General features: G+C 41.3%; 16 protein-coding genes, 1 tRNA gene, 4 pseudogenes and 1 riboswitch. Of the genes and pseudogenes, 15 read left to right on the top strand and 6 right to left on the bottom strand.

From position 1 onward, the window contains the following. Positions 1-11: 11 nt before the first annotated feature. The 5 genes and pseudogenes from AC3ZVC_RS24840 to AC3ZVC_RS24820 all read left to right on the top strand — a co-directional run bounded on the left by AC3ZVC_RS24840 (position 12) and on the right by AC3ZVC_RS24820 (position 4,028). The gene (locus AC3ZVC_RS24840; protein ID WP_490065701.1) at positions 12-752 is read left to right on the top strand and encodes a ThuA domain-containing protein; all 741 of its coding nucleotides are present in this window, start codon (positions 12-14) and stop codon (positions 750-752) included. Position 753: 1 nt separating this feature from the next. Further along, positions 754-1,783, top strand: a pseudogene (locus tag AC3ZVC_RS24835) (Gfo/Idh/MocA family protein). A gap of 9 nt (positions 1,784-1,792) precedes the next feature. Then, the gene (locus AC3ZVC_RS24830; protein ID WP_490065700.1) at positions 1,793-2,824 is read left to right on the top strand and encodes a Gfo/Idh/MocA family protein; all 1,032 of its coding nucleotides are present in this window, start codon (positions 1,793-1,795) and stop codon (positions 2,822-2,824) included. A 19-nt stretch (positions 2,825-2,843) separates the two neighbouring features. Next, positions 2,844-3,812: a sugar phosphate isomerase/epimerase family protein gene (locus tag AC3ZVC_RS24825; RefSeq protein ID WP_490065699.1), complete on the top strand. Its 969-nt coding sequence runs from the start codon at positions 2,844-2,846 to the stop codon at positions 3,810-3,812. Between the two features lie 142 nt (positions 3,813-3,954). After that, positions 3,955-4,028: transfer RNA gene (locus AC3ZVC_RS24820), tRNA-Gly, on the top strand. A 114-nt stretch (positions 4,029-4,142) separates the two neighbouring features. Here AC3ZVC_RS24820 and AC3ZVC_RS24815 read toward each other — a convergent pair. Then, complete coding sequence (locus AC3ZVC_RS24815; protein WP_490065698.1) at positions 4,143-4,811, bottom strand: B3/B4 domain-containing protein; 669 nt, start codon at positions 4,809-4,811, stop codon at positions 4,143-4,145. A 107-nt stretch (positions 4,812-4,918) separates the two neighbouring features. On the opposite strand from AC3ZVC_RS24815, the gene queG reads away from it, so the two are divergent. From queG to AC3ZVC_RS24790, 5 genes and pseudogenes are all read left to right on the top strand, one after another. Beyond that, positions 4,919-6,052 carry a tRNA epoxyqueuosine(34) reductase QueG gene (gene queG, locus AC3ZVC_RS24810; protein ID WP_490065697.1) on the top strand — a complete coding sequence of 378 codons (1,134 nt, stop codon included), beginning with the start codon at positions 4,919-4,921 and terminating at the stop codon, positions 6,050-6,052. A gap of 261 nt (positions 6,053-6,313) precedes the next feature. Continuing rightward, on the top strand, positions 6,314-7,195 hold the full coding sequence (locus AC3ZVC_RS24805; protein ID WP_490065696.1) for an amidase domain-containing protein: 882 nt from the start codon (positions 6,314-6,316) through the stop codon (positions 7,193-7,195). A gap of 60 nt (positions 7,196-7,255) precedes the next feature. Continuing rightward, on the top strand, positions 7,256-7,729 hold the full coding sequence (gene trmL, locus AC3ZVC_RS24800) for a tRNA (uridine(34)/cytosine(34)/5-carboxymethylaminomethyluridine(34)-2'-O)-methyltransferase TrmL (RefSeq protein ID WP_490065695.1): 474 nt from the start codon (positions 7,256-7,258) through the stop codon (positions 7,727-7,729). Positions 7,730-7,826: 97 nt separating this feature from the next. After that, the gene (gene nfsA / locus AC3ZVC_RS24795; protein WP_490065694.1) at positions 7,827-8,576 is read left to right on the top strand and encodes an oxygen-insensitive NADPH nitroreductase; all 750 of its coding nucleotides are present in this window, start codon (positions 7,827-7,829) and stop codon (positions 8,574-8,576) included. Positions 8,577-9,116: 540 nt separating this feature from the next. Further along, positions 9,117-11,011: pseudogene (locus tag AC3ZVC_RS24790) on the top strand (PrkA family serine protein kinase). A 295-nt stretch (positions 11,012-11,306) separates the two neighbouring features. Here the strand turns inward: AC3ZVC_RS24790 and AC3ZVC_RS24785 are convergent. Beyond that, positions 11,307-11,444 (bottom strand): hypothetical protein, encoded by a 138-nt coding sequence (locus AC3ZVC_RS24785; protein WP_490065693.1) that lies wholly within the window; start codon positions 11,442-11,444, stop codon positions 11,307-11,309. 115 nt (positions 11,445-11,559) lie between these two features. On the opposite strand from AC3ZVC_RS24785, the gene AC3ZVC_RS24780 reads away from it, so the two are divergent. Together AC3ZVC_RS24780 and yhbH are read left to right on the top strand one after the other, a co-directional pair. Continuing rightward, positions 11,560-11,745 (top strand): hypothetical protein, encoded by a 186-nt coding sequence (locus AC3ZVC_RS24780; RefSeq protein ID WP_214728304.1) that lies wholly within the window; start codon positions 11,560-11,562, stop codon positions 11,743-11,745. A 332-nt stretch (positions 11,746-12,077) separates the two neighbouring features. Then, positions 12,078-13,250: a sporulation protein YhbH gene (gene yhbH / locus AC3ZVC_RS24775; RefSeq protein WP_490065692.1), complete on the top strand. Its 1,173-nt coding sequence runs from the start codon at positions 12,078-12,080 to the stop codon at positions 13,248-13,250. A 213-nt stretch (positions 13,251-13,463) separates the two neighbouring features. Here yhbH and AC3ZVC_RS24770 read toward each other — a convergent pair whose 3' ends face one another. Next, a complete protein-coding gene (locus AC3ZVC_RS24770) occupies positions 13,464-14,303 on the bottom strand; it encodes a YsnF/AvaK domain-containing protein (RefSeq protein WP_490065691.1) in 840 nt (279 codons plus the stop codon). Positions 14,304-14,597: 294 nt separating this feature from the next. Between AC3ZVC_RS24770 and AC3ZVC_RS24765 the strand changes: the two genes are divergently transcribed. Together AC3ZVC_RS24765 and AC3ZVC_RS24760 are read left to right on the top strand one after the other, a co-directional pair. After that, on the top strand, positions 14,598-15,230 hold the full coding sequence (locus AC3ZVC_RS24765) for an NUDIX hydrolase (protein WP_490069007.1): 633 nt from the start codon (positions 14,598-14,600) through the stop codon (positions 15,228-15,230). A 99-nt stretch (positions 15,231-15,329) separates the two neighbouring features. Then, positions 15,330-15,434, top strand: a riboswitch (SAM riboswitch). A gap of 106 nt (positions 15,435-15,540) precedes the next feature. Next, positions 15,541-16,754, top strand: a pseudogene (locus AC3ZVC_RS24760) (homoserine dehydrogenase). A gap of 83 nt (positions 16,755-16,837) precedes the next feature. On the opposite strand, the gene AC3ZVC_RS24755 reads toward AC3ZVC_RS24760, so the two are convergent. Together AC3ZVC_RS24755 and AC3ZVC_RS24750 are read right to left on the bottom strand one after the other, a co-directional pair. Beyond that, complete coding sequence (locus AC3ZVC_RS24755; RefSeq protein ID WP_214728312.1) at positions 16,838-17,032, bottom strand: hypothetical protein; 195 nt, start codon at positions 17,030-17,032, stop codon at positions 16,838-16,840. Between the two features lie 157 nt (positions 17,033-17,189). Then, positions 17,190-17,654 (bottom strand): annotated as a pseudogene (locus AC3ZVC_RS24750) (CBO0543 family protein); the annotation flags it as partial. Positions 17,655-17,931: 277 nt separating this feature from the next. Here AC3ZVC_RS24750 and AC3ZVC_RS24745 point away from each other — a divergent pair. Beyond that, a complete protein-coding gene (locus AC3ZVC_RS24745) occupies positions 17,932-19,080 on the top strand; it encodes a cation:proton antiporter (protein ID WP_490065690.1) in 1,149 nt (382 codons plus the stop codon). A 22-nt stretch (positions 19,081-19,102) separates the two neighbouring features. Here the strand turns inward: AC3ZVC_RS24745 and AC3ZVC_RS24740 are convergent, their stop codons facing one another. Then, positions 19,103-19,297: a YetF domain-containing protein gene (locus AC3ZVC_RS24740; RefSeq protein WP_490065689.1), complete on the bottom strand. Its 195-nt coding sequence runs from the start codon at positions 19,295-19,297 to the stop codon at positions 19,103-19,105. Positions 19,298-19,309 lie beyond the last annotated feature (12 nt).

Genomic DNA, 19,309 nt, shown 5'->3' with positions numbered 1-19,309 from the left:
GAGGAGTAACCATGGTTAACGTGTTAGTTTGGAATGAGAACCGCCATGAGAAGAAGGATGAAAAGGTAAGAGCCGTGTATCCGGATGGAATTCACGGTGCGATTGCCGGCTTTTTAAAAAATGACGGATATAAGCTTAGTACTGCAACATTGGATGAGCCCGAGCATGGAATTACTGACGATGTTTTAAAGGAAACTGACGTAATGATTTGGTGGGGCCATCTCGCCCATGGGGAAGTGGAAGATTCCATCGTTGAAAAGGTGAAACAACGAGTGCTTGAAGGAATGGGGCTGGTTGTTCTTCATTCAGGGCATTTCTCAAAAATCTTTAAAACGTTAATGGGAACCTCTTGTGACTTAAAGTGGAGGGAAGCAGATGAAAAGGAACGGATTTGGATTGTCGACCCGAGCCACCCGATTGCTGCAGGATTGGGAGAGTATATTGAGCTTGAACGAGAAGAAATGTACGGGGAGCATTTTGATATTCCTGCTCCTGATGAACTTGTAATGGTAAGCTGGTTTGAAGGCGGTGAGGTCTTCAGGAGCGGATGTACATATAAAAGGGGTAAGGGAAAGATATTTTATTTCCGCCCAGGGCATGAAACGTACCCAACTTATTATCATAAGGACATTCAGCAAGTCATTAGAAACGCTGTTCAGTGGGCTAAGCCTGCCGGTCTTCCGACACCGGTTTATGGAAACGCAAAACCATTGGAGAAAATCAGTGCGAAGTGTGAAGGAGTGAAGAAATAAGATGGAAAAAATCAGAATAGGGATTATTGGCTGCGGAAGTATTGCGAAGCATCGCCATATGCCTGAATATCATGCAAACAGCGGGACAGTCATTGCGGCGGTTTGTGACATTGCAGAAGAACGAGCACAGGGGTTTGCTGAATTATACCAGGCAAAAGGGTACACCGACTATAAAGAATTGCTTGCTGATGCTGATGTGGATGCTGTCAGCGTGTGTACCCCGAATTATCTGCATGCTCCGATTTCAGTTGCGGCACTTAATGCAGGGAAACATGTTTTATGCGAAAAACCAATGGCTACCTCAAAGGAAGAGGCGTTGGAAATGATTGAAGCAGCCCATAAAAATGAAAAAAAACTAATGATTGCACACAACCAGCGGTTCGTACCTTCACATAAAAAGGCAAAAGAACTAATTGAAAGAGGCGAAGCCGGAAAAATCTACAGCTTCCGGACAGCTTTTGGCCATGGCGGCCCTGAGGGATGGAGTGCGGATGGCAAAGATAGCTGGTTTTTCAAAAAGAATCAGGCTTTCATTGGCGCAATGGGTGACCTTGGGGTTCATAAAACGGATTTGCTTCGCTATGTACTTGGAGAAGAGTTTGCTGAGGTCGGAGCCTTTGTGGAAACGAGTGCAAAGAAAAATGCCGATGTAGATGACACTGCTGCATGTGTATTGAAAACAGAAAGCGGTGTAATTGGCACTTTGGCGGCAAGCTGGTCCTATGTTTCCAAGGAAGACAACTCAACGGTCATTTATGGAGAAAAAGCGATTTTAAGATTAGAAGATGACCCAATAAATTCTCTTATTGTGCAATATGCGAACGGTGAAACTGTAAAGTATGAGCTTGGCGGAATCCAGACAAATGACGAAGGCGGCCAAAAGGAGATCAGGAGTAATCGACCATTTTGTGGATTGTATTGTAAATGATCAAGAACCTGCCATTCCAGGTTCAGAAGGAATGAAATCGCTTGAGGTTATTCTTGCTGCCCTAGAATCCAGCGAGACCAAACAAATCGTCAAAGTTAATTGAGGTGCACTCATGAGGAAATTGCGGATAGGGATCATCGGAGCTGGCGGTATTGCCCAATCCAGGCACATTCCTGCCTTTTTGAAATTTTCTGACATCATAACTATTACGGCTGTATGCGATGTGAATAAAGAAACAGCAAAAAGAGCTGCAAGCCAATTCGGCATTGAAAAGTCTTTTACAAATTATAAGGACATGTTCAGTGAAACAGATGCAGTGGTCATTTGTACTCCGAATAAGTTTCACTCTGAGATTACAGTTGCTGCACTGGAAGCTGGACAGCATGTACTTTGTGAAAAGCCGATGGCAATGTCATCAGAAGAATGCGAAAAAATGGTTGAAGCTAGGAACATGTCCGGAAAGATCCTGGCTATTGCTTATCATTACCGATTTATGAAAGAAGCACAAGCCTCTAAAAAGCTCATTCTTGCACATGAAATTGGCCGGCCATTTGTTGCGAGGGCAAGGGCTATGAGAAGACGGAAGGTGCCGGGCTGGGGTGTTTTTACGAACAAGGAACTGCAGGGTGGCGGAAGTTTGATTGATTATGGGTGCCATCTTTTGGATCTCTCGCTTTGGCTAATGGGAAATCCTGCAGAAACAGAAGTAATAGGGTCAGCTTATAATACGTTAAGCAAAATGCCTGACCAGGTCAATCTATGGGGCAGCTTTGACCATAAAACCTTTAATGTTGATGACCATGTGACAGCCTACATAAAATTTAAAAATGGTGCATCTCTGATTTTTGAAACCTCCTGGTCAGCCAATATTGAAAGCGATGAAGAAAGTGTCAGCCTTTCAGGAGAGCATGGAGGAATCGATGTGTTTCCATTCAGGATGAACCAATCCAAGCATGGGATGCTCCTCAACACCCTCCCAGAATGGCTGCCTGGGGAGGGAGACTACTCTCTGGCACAAACGCAGAATTTTATTAATGCCTGTATGGGCAGGGAAGAGTTTACAGTTAAAGCTGAAGAAGCTTTACAGACAACAAGAATAATCGATGCAATCTATAAAAGCAGTGGAAAAAGAGAAAAATTTTAAGAAGCAGGAGGGGACACTTGTGAAGCTGGGTGTATTTACAGTTTTATTTGCGGAAAAAAACTTTGAGGATATGCTTGATCATGTGAAGGCCGCGGGTCTGAAAACAGTTGAAATCGGAACGGGTGCTTATCCCGGAAATGCTCATTGCAATCTGCAGGAGCTTTTGAAAAGTGAAGTCCTTCGTCAAGATTATTTGGAAAAGGTTACGTCCAGAGGACTGGAAATCAGCGCATTCAGCTGCCATGGCAATCCTATTTCACCTGATAAAGCTTTTGCAGAGGAATCAGACAGAGTGTTATATGATACCATCAAACTGGCAAGCTTGATGAATGTTCCGGTTGTAAATTGTTTTTCCGGAACAGCAGGTGATGGGGAAGATGCCAAGCATCCGAATTGGCCTGTTGCACCATGGCCGAATGAATATGGAGAGGTATTAAAATGGCAATGGGAAGAAAAGCTCATTCCTTACTGGAAAAAAGCCGGCCGGTTTGCCAAGGAGCATAATGTTAAAATTGGGCTGGAGCTCCACGGCGGTTTTCTTGTGCATACACCTTATACGCTTTTGAAATTAAGGGAAGAAACCTGTGAGGCAATCGGGGCTAATCTGGACCCTAGCCACTTATGGTGGCAGGGAATCGATCCTGTTGCAGCCATAAAAATATTGGGGAAAGAAAATGCTATCCACCACTTCCACGCAAAGGACACCTATATTGACCGTGAAAATGTAAATATGTATGGCTTAACGGATATGCAGCCATATGGCAATGTGCAGACAAGAGCGTGGACATTCCGGTCAGTAGGATGCGGACACAGCCTTCAGGAATGGTCAGATATGATGAGTGCTTTACGGACCTTTGGCTATGATTATGCTGTAAGCATTGAACATGAAGATCCGCTTATGTCGATTGAAGAAGGATTTACACGGGCAGTTATGAATTTACAATCGATCTTAATAGAAGAGCAGCCGGCTTCCATGTGGTGGGTGTAAACATTTTTTGATGGCTGGGGAGGAAATTAAAAAACCTCTCCGGCGCTTTTTTCGACAAATTTCTCGATTAGGGTTGACCCTTTCTGGTGAATTTAGTACAATTAAATAGTTGATTCGACAAAGTGCTTAAACTTAATACAATGCGGGTGTAGTTTAGTGGTAAAACCTCAGCCTTCCAAGCTGATGATGAGGGTTCGATTCCCTTCACCCGCTCCATACATAGCCAACGCAGTGTTTCGTTCGAAAAGAACGAGGTATTGCGTTTTTTCAATTTTGGCTATTATCCGGTACCAGGTACCACCCGAATTTTGTCGAAATAAAAGGGTGCTTTTAGCACCCGATTATCTTAAAGTTCCCTTCGCCCCCATGGACTTGTGTGTACATGTTCATCAATGATTCAACCATTTTCTCAGCTTGCCCGGTTTCAAGTGAATGGCGCAAATAGACGATTTGGACGGCATTTTTTGTTTGTTCTGTCACTGCTGTTCTTTCAGAGTCGACGAATGGGCTCCCAAAGGGACCCGCTGCATCTTCACTAATAATTAAATTGGTCAGTGAATTGGGTCTCCCATTTAAACCGTTATATTCTTCGCCATCTTTGCCAAGCCTGATAGATAAATTACCAGTAAGCTTGTCTGCATCATAAACGCCAATCGGAATTTGATATTCCAATGAGAAGAAGTTGTTAATATCTATAGAGCTATTGACTGGCTGCAGATAATTCTGCTTTTTTATTCTTCGGTACAATGCTTCAGCAGAATGGCGGTAGCGGTTAGGATCCTTTCCGGCTGTCTTGAAGATCTGTCTCCATTCTTTAATGCCCTCCAGATCCGTGACGTTTTTTTCCTCTAAATCAAAATAGATAGATTCCTGGAACAGCTGGAGACGGCCTTTTACCATTTGCGGAGATTGTCCGACTTCTATATTTGTATATGTAATAATACCGATTTTAAAATGCGGAAATAGTCCGCACAACTCAGGAGAAATTGTAATTTCCAAGCATTCCACCTCCAAATTTACTTTAAAATAGTTTATCATAATAAGCGATGTTCCTATAAACAATGACCTTTTAAATATATAAATTTCCATAGAAGGGGGGTTTTAATATGGACTTTGCTCAATTGAAACAGGAAGTAATTGAGTATAGTAAAACAATCGGGATTGATAAAATCGGTTTTACATCGGCGAGCACTTTCGGTGAGATGAAAAACAGGCTAATTCGCCAGCAGGAGCTTCAGTATCAATCAGGATTTGAAGAGCCTGATATTGAGAAGAGGGTGAATCCGGGGCTTTTGGTGGACAAGCCTAGATCGATTATCTCGATTGCACTTGCCTATCCTTCAAAAATGAAAGTAAGAGTTGTCAGCAAAAAAGGTGAGAGAAGAGGGATCTTTTGCCGGGCTTCGTGGGGCAAAGACTACCACCATGTACTGAGAGACCGCCTCCAAAAGCTTGAAGAATTTATTCAAGCACGGGTTCCTGAATCGATCTGCAAATCAATGGTAGATACAGGTGAGCTGGTGGATAGAGCAGTTGCACAGCGAGCTGGCATTGGGTGGAGCGGGAAAAACTGTTCCATTATTACACCAGAATTTGGTTCGTATGTTTACCTGGGAGAAATGATTACGAACCTTCCGTTTGAACCTGACGAGCCAATGGAGGATAGATGCGGCAGCTGTAATAAATGTGTCGAGGTGTGCCCGACGGGGGCTTTAATCCAAGGTGGGCAGCTAGATGCACAGAAGTGTATTGCTTTCTTAACGCAAACGAAAGGCTTTCTTCCCGAGCCTTATAGAGAGAAGCTGGGGAACAGGCTTTATGGCTGTGATACCTGCCAAACGGTTTGCCCTGAAAATAAAGGCAAGGACTTTCATTTTCATGAAGAAATGGAGCCCGATCCGGAAGTTGCCAAACCGCTTTTAAGACCGCTGCTTTTCATCAGTAACCGTGAATTCAAAGAAAAGTTCGGACCTGTTTCAGGCTCCTGGAGAGGGAAGAAGCCAATACAGCGAAATGCAATTATTGCTTTGGCCCATTATAAAGATGAAACAGCAATCGGTGACTTGATTAGTGTTATGACATCCGACCCGCGGCCAGTAATCAGGGGAACGGCTGCCTGGGCACTGGGGAAAATCGGCGGTGAAGAATCTCTTTCCGCCCTGGAACTAGCTTTACAGCAGGAAAAAGATGAAGAAGTTCTTGAAGAAATCGAAAAAGGCTTAAGCTATATCGGACAATGATGAGGGGGTTTTTTACCTCCTCTTTTTTGTGTTTTTACCTTGGAATAGCTATGCGCAGAGAAATTCTATTATACGCAGAGAAAATATTTTATATGCAGACAAAATGGTTCTATGTGCAGAGGAAATTTTTATGTGCAAAGAATCTGCTAAAGACTGATAGAAAAGCAATTTTATTAGTAAAATACTGTTTATTTAAGCAAAAATTTAAGCAAGGTCCATTCACCGCCTTCATATGTATTGAGTATGAGAGGAGTGAGATGCGTGAGAGACCAGCTTCAGGAACTTTTAGTTAAAAGAGTGCAGCAATGCGTTTCCCATTCAAGGAATTCAATTCATACTTGCCCTAAAATTGTAAAGAAGAAGGAATCTTTGTCTGGACGCTCAGGGGAAATCGTTAAAGCCCAGGCCACTGGGAAAGTTAAAAGAGTTGGCGAGGAAAAGGATGAAGTTAAGCGGGTTGAATACAATGTCCACTTCAAATACTTAATTAAACATAAGGGCATGCTCTATATGGAAGAGGAAATTGAAGAACGCATAGCTGACTTTTATAAAGGAGTTTTAGTCGAGGATAAGGAGATAAATCCTTTTGAAGATATCCGGGTCGAAGAAGAGCAATTAACCTGCGGAAATGAAGAGGAAGAAGAGAGACTGGAATATAAATATGATCGGATGAAAGCCGTGCAATATGCAGAAAAATGGTGGAACAGCTATAATCCCGCATATAAAAAATTCGAGGTGGATTGCACCAATTATATTTCCCAGTGCCTTCATGTAGGCGGTGGTCCTATGAGGGGTTATCCAAACCGTGGAAAAGGGTGGTGGATGAGGAGCGAAAACTGGAGCTTCAGCTGGTCGGTAGCCAATTCGATGAGATTGTATCTTCCGGGTTCGAGTGCTGGGTTAAGGGCAAAAGAGGTCTCCAGTCCGGATCAGCTCTTATTGGGAGATGTCATTTGCTATGATTTTCAGGGAGACGGGCGGTTTGACCATACGACCATTGTAACGGGAAAAGATGCTGTAGGGATGCCCCTTGTCAATGCCCATACTTATAACAGCAGGATGCGTTATTGGGCTTATGAAGACTCAACTGCATACACACCCAACATAAAGTACAAATTTTTCACTATCACCGATGACAGGTAATTTGTCAGAGGAATTCAAAGTGATATAATTGCATGAGAGTATAATTTAGAGGTGAAAAACGTGGCATTGCATGTAGTATTATACCAGCCGGAAATTCCGGCTAACACAGGAAATATTGCCCGTACTTGTGCGGCAACTGATACAACATTGCATTTGATCCGCCCGCTAGGCTTTTCCACTGATGATAAAATGCTGAAGCGTGCCGGATTGGATTATTGGCAGTATGTAAATATTATGTATCATGATTCACTTGATGACTTCTATCAAAGCAGTGAAGGCGGTGAATACTTCTATTTAACGAAGTACGGCACCAAGCCGCATTCCACATTTGATTATAGTAATGTGGAAAAAGATTATTATTTTATTTTTGGCAAAGAGACGACTGGCCTTCCAAAGGAAGTTATTGAAAGCAATAAAGACCGTGCATTAAGAATTCCGATGAACGACAATGTCCGTTCACTGAACTTATCAAACACAGCAGCCATTCTTATCTATGAAGCGCTGCGCCAGCAGGAATATTTACATCTAAAATAGAGCTGTCCGAGGCCTGAATTCTGTCAGGCCTTTTCCTTTGGAGAAAACTCTCTTTTCTGGGTAAAATGAAAATGACAAATGGAAAGGATGAGAAGTAATGAATGAAGTTACCAATTTGCTTAAGGACCATCGTTCAGTACGGCATTTTGAGGATAAATCTTTAACTAGGGAACAGATTGAAACCATCGTGCTGTCTGCCCAGGCTGCTTCCACTTCAAGCTTTGTACAAGCCTATTCGATAATTGGGGTTACGGATAAAGAAAAGAAAGCAAAGCTGGCGGAACTCGCCAACAATCAAAGCTATGTTGCCGAAAATGGACACTTCTTTGTTTTTTGTGCAGATTTGCATCGCCATGAGGTAATTGGCCAGATGGAAAACAAAGATGTGATTCCATCAATCGAAAGCACGGAGAAGTTTATGGTTGCTGTAATAGATGCAGCATTGGCTGCTCAGAATGCTGCTATTGCTGCTGAATCTATGGGGCTGGGGATTTGCTATATTGGCGGTATCAGAAATAACCTTGAGGGTGTGGCCGATCTTTTAAAAACACCTGAGCGCGTCATTCCGCTATTTGGCTTGGCTGTAGGCTATCCTTCTAAAAAGAATGAAAAAAAGCCAAGGCTTCCTCTTCAGCACATTTATCATGAAAATGAATACAAGCAGGATGAAGAAGACTACCGTAAGGAACTGGAAGAATATAATAGAATAATTTCCGAGTATTATGATGAACGGACAGGCGGAAGAAGGACGGACACCTGGACCGCCCAAATTGGCGGCATGATGGAAAAACAGACTAGAATGTATATGAAGGATTTTGTTCAAGGGAAGAAAATGGATTTAAGGTAAAATATAAACCATAGAAAAAAGCTGCTGATAATCAGCAGCTTATTTGTTGTTTACGCCTGGCTTGTCGTCATATCCAGCAGTGAAGATAGCAGCAAGGAAAGCAACCATTACACCGATAATAATAATTGTACCCATGTATATGTAATCCTCCTTTAACGTATATGTTAATAGGCAAGCATAAAGCGAAACTTCCATAAGAGGAAATGCATTTCCCTTTCTTATGATTAGTTTAGCCAATCGGGCCTATACGGTCAATCAATCTTCTTAAAATTATAGAAAGGAGTTTTACTGACCGTTAATCTGCATAAATATATAAGCTTATTATAGCCCAAAAAAGGATTGGTGTGAATGAAAAGTGTGGAGTTTTTTTAACAGCTTGACTGCTGCTGTATATTTTAAAAAAATCGAAGGACCGGCTCCCTCCTACACCTCCCCCATAAAAAGAACAAACTAAACTCTCAACAGATTTACGCATGTTCATTTGCCCAAGCGCATAGAGTATATTAATCGTCTCTGATAATGCGACAGGGGGAGGTCCTTATGGATATTCTAAAAAAAATTGAGATGTATCGACATGAAGAGGAAAAGCTTAAATGGGAAGGGACTTTTGGAGAGTATTTAGAAATTATTAAAGAGAAGCCATGGGTTGCCCAGTCAGCACATTCACGGGTATATAACATGATAAAAGATGCCGGTGTAGAAGAAGTGAAGGGGCAAAAACGATATCAGTTTTTCAGCAATCAGCTTTTTGGCCTTGAAGAAGCACTTGAAAGACTCGTGGAGGAATATTTCCATCCGGCTGCCAAGCGCCTGGATGTCCGAAAAAGGATACTTTTACTAATGGGACCGGTCAGCGGCGGTAAATCAACATTAGTGACAATGTTAAAAAGAGGTTTGGAGCAATATTCCCATTCTGATAGGGGAGCGGTCTATGCTATAAAGGGATGCCCTATGCATGAGATCCGCTTCATTTAATCCCGCATCATCTCCGCAAGGACTTTCATGATGAATATGGAATCAGAATTGAAGGGAACTTATCGCCATTGAATAGTATGCGTCTCGAACAGGAGTATGGCGGCCGCATAGAGGATGTTTTGATTGAAAGAATTATTTTCTCTGAGGACCGCAGGGTAGGCATTGGAACTTTCAGCCCTTCGGATCCAAAATCTCAGGATATTGCCGATTTAACTGGCAGTATTGACTTTTCAACCATTGCTGAATATGGATCAGAATCTGATCCTCGAGCATATCGCTTCGATGGGGAGCTGAACAAGGCAAACCGCGGTATGATGGAATTTCAGGAAATGCTGAAATGCGATGAGAAATTCTTGTGGCATTTATTATCTCTAACACAGGAAGGTAATTTTAAAGCAGGGCGTTTTGCCTTAATTTCAGCTGATGAGCTTATTGTAGCGCACACGAATGAAACGGAGTACCGTTCGTTTATTTCAAATAAGAAAAATGAAGCTCTGCATTCCAGGATAATCGTCATGCCGGTTCCTTATAATCTAAAAGTTTCAGAGGAAGAAAAGATTTACGATAAAATGATTCGCGAAAGTGATGTTGCCAATGTGCATATCGCTCCGCATACTTTGAGAGTTGCAGCGATGTTTACAATCTTAACCCGGATGAAGGATCCGAAAAAAGGCGATATTGATTTAGTGAAGAAGATGCGATTGTATGATGGAGAAAGCGTAGAAGGCTATAACAGAGCGGACGTGGAGGAATTGAAAAAAGAGCATTCGGATGAAGGCATGAGCGGTATTGATCCGCGTTATGTTATTAACCGAATCTCGTCTACGATCATCCGCAAAAATATTACCAGTATTAATGCGCTTGATGTATTGCGTTCCCTTAAGGAAGGATTGGATCAGCACCCATCCATCACTCCTGAACTTAAAGAAAGATACTTGAACTTTATTTCCCTTGCCCGAAAAGAGTATGATGATATTGCCAAAAAAGAAGTCCAGAAAGCTTTTGTCTACTCTTATGAAGAATCTGCGAAAACCCTTATGGAAAACTATCTGGATAATGTTGAGGCATACTGTAATAAAGCGAAGCTGCGCGATCCATTAACAGGCGAGGAAATCTCACCGGATGAAAAGCTTATGCGTTCCATCGAGGAGCAAATTGGAATTTCGGAAAATGCGAAAAAGGCGTTCAGAGAGGAAATCCTTATCCGAATTTCCGCTTATGCAAGAAAAGGAAAACGGTTTGATTATAATTCACATGATCGTCTTCGTGAAGCCATCCAGAAGAAGCTGTTTGCAGACCTGAAGGATGTAGTAAAGATTACAACATCCTCCAAAACACCTGATGAGCAGCAGCTGAAGAAAGTTAATGAGGTTGTAGCAAGATTAATTGATGAGCATGGTTATAACTCAACATCTGCAAATGAATTACTGCGTTATGTTGGAAGCTTGCTGAATCGATAATTTTTAAAAAGCCTGGCAATGCGCCAGGCTTTTTTATGCAGAAAGCATATTTGGTGGAATTTGCAAATAAATCTAAGAATCTGCAAATAGGGAAATCTGCAAATAAAAAGATGCATTCTGCAAATAAGTATTAATGACAGTTCGCTTGAGTGTATAAAAGAGTGCCATAACGGTCAAAGAAGTCTTAATTCAGATAAAAAAGCAGGTCAACTTGTAAAAACTGCTGTAAAAGCTGCCAAAAGAACGACTTTTTCTTCAAAACCCCAAATAAAAAAGAGGCTGCAGCGCCTCCTAATCATTCTTCTTCAGCTTTTTCTATGGAAGTTTCTCGTTTCTCCTGACATTCGGGACAAACTGGCTTGTTTTCAATATAAGCAGCCCGATCATATAGGGATAATTCTCCGCACCAACCACAGCAAAGGAATTCACTCAATTAGGTCCCCTCCTTTGGTTAAATCATATTTTAACTTGGCCTTTTTTATGACCGAAAGCAAGGGGAAGTTTAAAGAAGCCTGATGGAGGGAATAAGACTACCAGAGGTGATATTCATGAAGAAAAAAGAATTGGACAAAGATTATACACCGAGAAACAGCTCAATGGCAGAGAATGTTGAAGAGATGAAGAATCTGGGCAATCAGATGGAAAACCTGCGCACCAATAAAGAATTAAAGGAAGATTATGATAAATACCCAGACCCTATACAAAATAAAAAGAAAGATAAAGACCTCCGCTAAAAAAGCGGAGGTTTTCTTATTGTAAAAAAAACAGCACTTCACTAAAGGAACTAACCTATTTATAAAAAGGGCTTGTCCAAAAGAGGTTACTAATGTCTTATTGTCAAAATTATTTGTAAATTATTTTGTCTTCTTGCATAAGATAGAGTAATAAACATTTCTTTTGCTGGAGCCTAAAAGGGTTTTGGACGCTGCCAGTATGGCAGGGAAATGAGTCTTGGATTGCAGGCAGACTGCAGATTTAGGGATGATGTATCTTTTTGACACTCGCGATATTGTATGTTGGAAGGCTGGAATGTGTGAAAAATTAAATTATTAAAGGAGGGGTTTAAATGACGAATGTCAATAACCATCAGTTTGTGATCTCCCAAGAAGATTGGTCCCTCCATCGCAAAGGCCATGATGACCAGCAGCGTCATCAGGATAAAGTTCAAGAAGCAATCCGCAACAATTTGCCTGATTTAATAACGGAAGAGAACATTGTAATGTCGAATGGGCGGGAAGTAGTAAAAATACCAATTCGTTCATTGGACGAATACAAAATCCGTTATAACTATGATAAAAACAAACATGTCGGCCAAGGCGATGGAGAAAGCCAGATTGGAGATGTAGTGGCACGCGATGGTTCCGGCAGCCAAAAAGGACCCGGAAAAGGGCAGGGAGCAGGCGACCAGGCAGGCGAGGATTATTTCGAAGCGGAAGTTTCTTTAATGGAAATTGAAGAAGCACTTTTTAAACAGCTGGAATTGCCTAATTTGAAGAAAAAAGAGCAGGATGAAAACCTGGTGGAAAACATTGAATTTAACGATATCCGGAAAACAGGTCTTATGGGCAATATTGATAAGAAACGAACAATGATGTCCGCATTTAAAAGAAATGCGATGAGCGGGAAGGCAGCATTCCACCCCATTTATAAGGAAGATCTGAAGTTCAAAACATGGAATGAAATTGTAAAGCCCGATTCAAAAGCAGTTGTTCTTGCTATGATGGATACGAGCGGAAGTATGGGGATATGGGAAAAGTATATGGCCAGAAGCTTTTTCTTCTGGATGACCCGATTCCTGAGAACCAAGTATGAAACGGTAGAAATTGAGTTTATTGCCCACCATACGGAAGCAAAGGTGGTCTCAGAGGAGGACTTCTTCTCCAAGGGGGAAAGCGGCGGAACGATTTGCTCATCTGCGTACCGAAAAGCGCTTGAACTTATTGATGCAAAATATAACCCGCTAAAGTATAATATTTATCCGTTCCATTTCTCTGACGGTGATAACCTGACCTCTGACAATGCCCGTTGTGTTAAGCTTGTGGAAGACCTGATGAAAGTGTCCAATATGTTTGGATACGGTGAGGTCAACCAGTATAACCGCCACTCGACCCTAATGTCCGCGTATAAAAACATCAAAAATGACGATTTCCGATATTATATCCTTAAGCAAAAAGCAGATGTATTCCACGCTATGAAGAGCTTTTTCAAACAGGAAGATGAAAAGAAGATGTATGCGTAAAAAAGAGGGGGAAACCTCTCTTTTTATTATTTTCGCAGAAAAAAGACCCCTAATCGAGGTCATAAAAAATGTGTCCATATGGCATTGAAAAAGACTCCTAGTCTGCCAAGGAAAATACCTGCAAATGCTAAGCCAGCAGGAGAATTCTATTTTTGCCGCCCCCTGGATCGATGAATATACCCATTATCGAGATATATTAGGGTGAAAAACTATTTACGGCCTGTCTCTGTTTAATCGGCCATCTGCGTTCATTTCAGCACTGGTCTTAATATCTACTTCTTCATGCTTTACTTTTTCGGTGATTGTCTCAGTATCCTGGACCTTTCTTTTCCCAATCACGATCTCCTCCGTCACCACTGGTTTTTTTTCCACATGGAGAATTTCTTCTTTCAGCGGCACACGGATGGTTTCTTCTTCATCTATGGGTTTTTGGGCGTCTGCGGTTGTGTTTGCCGGTTTACTCCGCTTAAGAAAAGCTTCTTCATGTGAGACAGGAACATCCACGTTTTGCTGTTCCTCGATAACTTTTTTGGTAACCTCCACATCACCTGATTTTTCAGCCAGTTTTTTAATATCCAGTTGCTCTTCTTTTATCTCAAGCATCTCTTCACGGGCCGAGGCACTTTCCCGGTAGGCTTCAGCTCGTTCCTCTGTCTGCGCCTGACTTTCATTTTGGGCAGCGGGATATGTGCCATAGTGGTCGACAATTAAGACATATTTTCCATCAAAAACCATGCTGGCATACTTATCCAAGTCATGCTCATCAAATCTTGTTCCGTCTTTTTTATCAGGATCTATTCCCGAACTCGTTGCGGGGTCTTCTCCCATAAATAGAGCTTTTACGGAGTCAAGGAAGCGCTGGTTGCCCAGTTCCTGGGATCCGACAATTTTTAGGTTTACACCATAATTGTCTGCAAAGCTTTCAAGATTTGCTCCATCTTTTGAAACAATAACCAGGTTTTCTTTCTGGTACCCGTTGGACTCTGCTCTTTCAATTGCATCTTTGAGCTCATGCTGTGTATCATAACCGCCGATTAATATATTTTTCTTCATATTTTCTCACTCCTATAGTCTTGTTTTTTTCTGACTTTCCCGGAAGAGCGTCTCGGGAAACTCTATTAATAGATTAGGGAGCAAGGACGATACGAAAAATATTAATTTAGGCGGCTAAGCGAGAGCCTGAGCAGGCATGGTTTCCTGCATGAAACTATTTTTCCATGCAAGTAAAATATAAACGAATCCCGAATATTTAACAGGTACAAGCCGTATGAATTAATAAATCTAGGTGAATACAGTATGATAGTGATATCACTCTATTATCTGGAACTTGCTGCTGGAGGTGGATATATGGAGATTGAGAAGCTGGCTAAAAAGCTGAAAGTCCGAACCCCTGTTATATTAGGGAGTGAGCGGTTTTCGAAATTTGCCATTTTGCTTCCGCTGGTTGAAATGAATGATGAAATTCATGTTCTGTTTGAAGTGCGTTCGCTTAAAATGAGGAGGCAGCCTGGTGAGGTATGTTTTCCGGGAGGAAGAATTGATCCTGGCGACAGGGATGAAGAACATACTGCTGTCCGTGAGACATCAGAGGAACTGGGGATTAGCGAAGACAGCATCACAGATATCTCCCCGTTGGATTACATGATTTCTTTTGGGCAAATCATATATCCTTATGCAGGCATTATTAAAAACCCCGGCCAAATTGTGCCTAATCCTGCGGAAGTGGAAGAGATCTTTACTGTGCCGCTTTTGTTTCTCAAGGAAGTTAAGCCCGAAACTTACCATGTGAATTTTAAGGTAGAGCCTGAAGAGAATTTTCCTTTCGACTTAATTGTTGGAGGCGAGAATTATAATTGGCAAACACGGAAGATAGAAGAGGTATTTTACTATTTTGAGGACAAAGTCATTTGGGGACTCACAGCAAGGATTCTTAAGCATTTCCTTGAAATCATTTGCGAAACCCCCAGTGAGAATAATTAAAAGTGAAAGCGTTTTATGAAAACTATTTTTAAAAAAGTGGTTGACGCGGCTCATTTAAATGTTTATGATTTATCTTATTAATTTAAATACTTTAAAAACTTCTTATCAAGAGAGGCGGAGGGACTGACCCTATGAAGCCTCGGCAACCAGCATATATTTGCCCGGTGCCAAATTCAGAGGAAATTTAATTTCCGAAGATGAGAAGGCGGAATGAATGGTACGTTAATTCAAACCCCTTCTTGTCTGTTATGGGCAGAAGGGGTTTTTTATGTTGATAAAGGCACATTATTAAAGCAGGGGGAATGCAATTATGTCAGCTATATCAGTAGGGCTTTTGGGATTTGGCACAGTAGGAAAAGGTGTTTATGAAACAATAAACAAACATCAGGGACGGCTTAAAGCAATACTTGGAAAAGAAGTGAAAGTCACTGCCATTCTTGTAAAGAATGTAGATAAGCATGCTTTACCTGAAAAGGACGTACTTCTGACTGATGATTTTCAAAAAATTATTGATCTTCCAAAGCTTGATGTAGTGATTGATGCGATTGTTGGGAAGGAGCCGGGCTATACATATTTACGTCAGGCTATTACAAGAGGCTGCCATGTGATAACAGCAAATAAAGAAATGTTTGCGCATCATGGTTGTGAATTAAAAGTGCTGGCAAAAAAGCATAATGTCTCATTGGGCTTTGAAGCAACGGTAGGAGGCGGGATTCCCATTATCCAGACTCTCAAACAGCTGCTTAATGCCAATAAAATTGAGAGGATTGAAGGCATCCTAAATGGCACCTCCAATTTTATTCTAACAAGTATGCGTGAAGAGAAGCTTTCATTTGAAGCGGCGTTAAAAATCGCCCAGGAAAAAGGGTACGCAGAAGCGATCCTGAAAACGACATCGAAGGATACGATGCTTTTTATAAAGCGGTCGTCCTGAGTGAACTTGTATTCGGGAAAGCGCCGGAGTGGGAGAAATCAATAAGGATAGGCATTACCGATATTTCAATCGAGCAAATCAATATTGCTTCTTCTTTGGGCTTAAGGTTTAAGCATGTGGCTTCTCTTGAGAAGGAAAAAAGTGCAGTCCAATGTACAGTAAAGCCTGTATTGGTTGGAGAGTCCCATCCTTTGTACAGGGTTGAAGGGGTACAAAACGCGGTTTCAATTGATGCAGATATAGTAGGGAATATAAGCCTCCAAGGGCCTGGAGCGGGAATGTTTCCAACAGCGAGTGCCATCGTAGAGGACTTAATTCATCTTGGTACAAATGATTTCCCAGCTGTCTTTGAAGAACTTAATGCTGAAGGGATTGAAGCGGGCTTGCCTGTTTGGGCATTGTTCGGTAAAGCGGACAAAGCAGAATTGCCTGAAGACTTTGATATCCTTGGAAGAGTTTCAGCGGATGCGGTGATTGTAAAGGCCTCAGAGGAAGCTGTAGCTTCATTGGACGATAACACTGCAGTTGCTTATCAAATACTTGGAGATCATGGCTTTGCTGAAATTCGGGCAGAATTGCAGCCAGTATAAGAAGTGAAGTCCATAAAAAAACAAACAGGAGGAGCAGCTTATGGGCTGCCCCTCCTGCATTATACTTATAGAGATGGTGGATGTTATGCCTGCTGATTTTTTAATAAAGACTGATTTAGTCCGGAGTATAGATCCTTCACATGAACCGTCACTATCTTAGCGCCAATCTGGACATGGACCATATTATCAAAAACAGCTGTTACCAGGCCGTTTAATGACACATTCGTACCAATATTTAAATCCTTATCAGCAACCTTCACGTTCTTCTTATCTGCCATTGTAACACCATCCCATTCCATTTTATTAAGAATCATTCATACAAAGAATATTGCCTTTTTATAGTAAAATAAACGCTCAAATGAAAAAAGTCCAGTAAAAAAGCCTGTTTTTTTATCGACAAATTCCATTGGGTACCAGGTACCTGTCGAATTTTCTTTAACGGAAGACAGATGATGGCACATCAAACTGGTTCCATAGGAAGATGGTAAATAGGATGGACAGGATCCAGGCTGCTACGGGCCGTTTGTGGTGAACTATAAGAATGGTAAACATGATTGTGTTAAAAAAGATAGACCACTTTAAGCTCCATCCATTAGAGTATTTAATCAGGTTTAATTTAATGTCAATGATTTCATTAACAGTATAGAGGAGAACCCAGCCTGCAATGTAAAGGATCTTCTTAAATAAGCTGCGGTTTTTGGGGAATCTGTATAAAAAAATGAGAATGGTGGCTGGGTATTTAACGGCCATGATGGAAAAAGTGACATGAGTGTTGGTCAGGCGGACTTGCTCATCAATTCCCTGTGGATTATATCTCCACATTGGGTAGTGGTCAGATAGCAAATATAAATAAAGAAAGTCCCCCAAGATGAAGAAAAGCAGAGAGGGATAATAATTTCTCCAGTTTCTCCAATCTCCCCATTTCCATAAAGCAAAAAATCATACAAAAGCATAGAGCGCATTCAATCGATTCATCCCCTTACCAGTGCACAAACCTGTCCATTCCTATATTATCCAATAGAAATGAATTTTAAAAAAATAACTTAGGTCCTTAGTTTGTTTTTTCAGTGATTTTCCTTAAATCCCAAATTGGTCCTAACTTACAGGAATGAATTTGCAAGGAAAGGGGTATGGATACTTCATAAATATAGCTTACAAAAAGGATGATATACTGCACATGAATATGCCTCTTGCCATAGGGCTAATTTTTCTTGTCCTATTTATTACTGCTCTTATCGGGATAAAGATTCTAAGGATACCTGATATTGTTATTTATATTATTTTAGGAGCCGGCATCGGCTTTTCCGGATATTTCCAGGATACAAAGGTAATTGAGGTTGCTGGGGAGATAGGTCTAATCCTGCTATTCTTCCTGCTTGGAATGAAATTCTCTGTTCGTGAATTAAGAAAAAATGGGAATAAAGTTTGGAAACCAGGTCTTTTGGATGTCCTGCTTGGTGTGGGAGTGACAACGGCAATTGCCTATATTTCTGGTCAAAACTTATTTGTATCGCTGTTAATCGGAGGAATTGTATATGCTACAAGCTCCTCTATTACGGTCAAGCTTCTGGAAAGCAAAAATCGCCTTGACAATAAGGATTCCGAATATATACTTTCCCTTTTAATTTTTGAGGATCTAGTTGCGCCAATCCTCGTGACAGTTTTAATTGGCTTAAGCGGAGAAAGCTTTTCATTTGTAGATTTTCTTTTAATCTTTCTAAAAGTAGCCCTCTTAGCCGGGATTGCTATATGGATGAGCAGAATTGTTCTTCATAAAGCCCAGCATTGGATGAAAAAGGTTGCGAATGAAGATTCGTTTTTAATTTTAGTATTGGGAGTAGCGATTACCTATGGAGGCTTCGCTGTATTCCTTGGGCTTTCAGAGGTAATTGGCGCTTTTCTAGCTGGAATCATGCTTGCCGGTACGGTCGTAAAGGACAAAGTGGAAGAAGTCGTTTTTCCAGTCAGAAACCTCTTTCTTCCATTTTTCTTCCTTAACTTTGGTCTTTCACTGGAGTTTAAAGAAGATGTACCGTCAATTGGGCTCCTGGCTGTTATCGTCTTATGGTCAATCATCCATAAACTGGCTGTGGGTTATTTTGGAGGACAATGGTATGGATTATCTAAAACGGATTCCCTCAAGTCGGGATTTTCACTAGCCTCAAGGGGTGAATTCTCTGTTATTATTGCAGGATTGGCAACAGGAGGACTAAAGGTATTTGCTGGTGCTTATATCTTAATTGCTGCCTTAATCGGTATGCTGCTGTTCCAACTGGCCCCCCGTATTCAGTCATGGCTGAGTAGAAAACAGGAGAAACAAGCATAAAACCGGAAAAAGTGCCCCTTCGCTAATGAAATAGGAGCGGCTCTTCCGGTTTATTTTTATCATCTTTTAATGAAATATGAAGTTCTTTTTTCTTATTTACAGCAGCATAAAATACATCCTCAAGATTTTTAATCTGCTTTTTTAATAATTCCCGCTTAAGCCACTCTTCGCTAATGTTTTCCCGCCGCATGATATTTCTATAAAGAATACCGTCCACAATGATGGGGAG

Source organism: Cytobacillus sp. C11.1, assembly GCF_058145115.1.
This window is presented reverse-complemented; position numbering and strand designations above follow the sequence as displayed.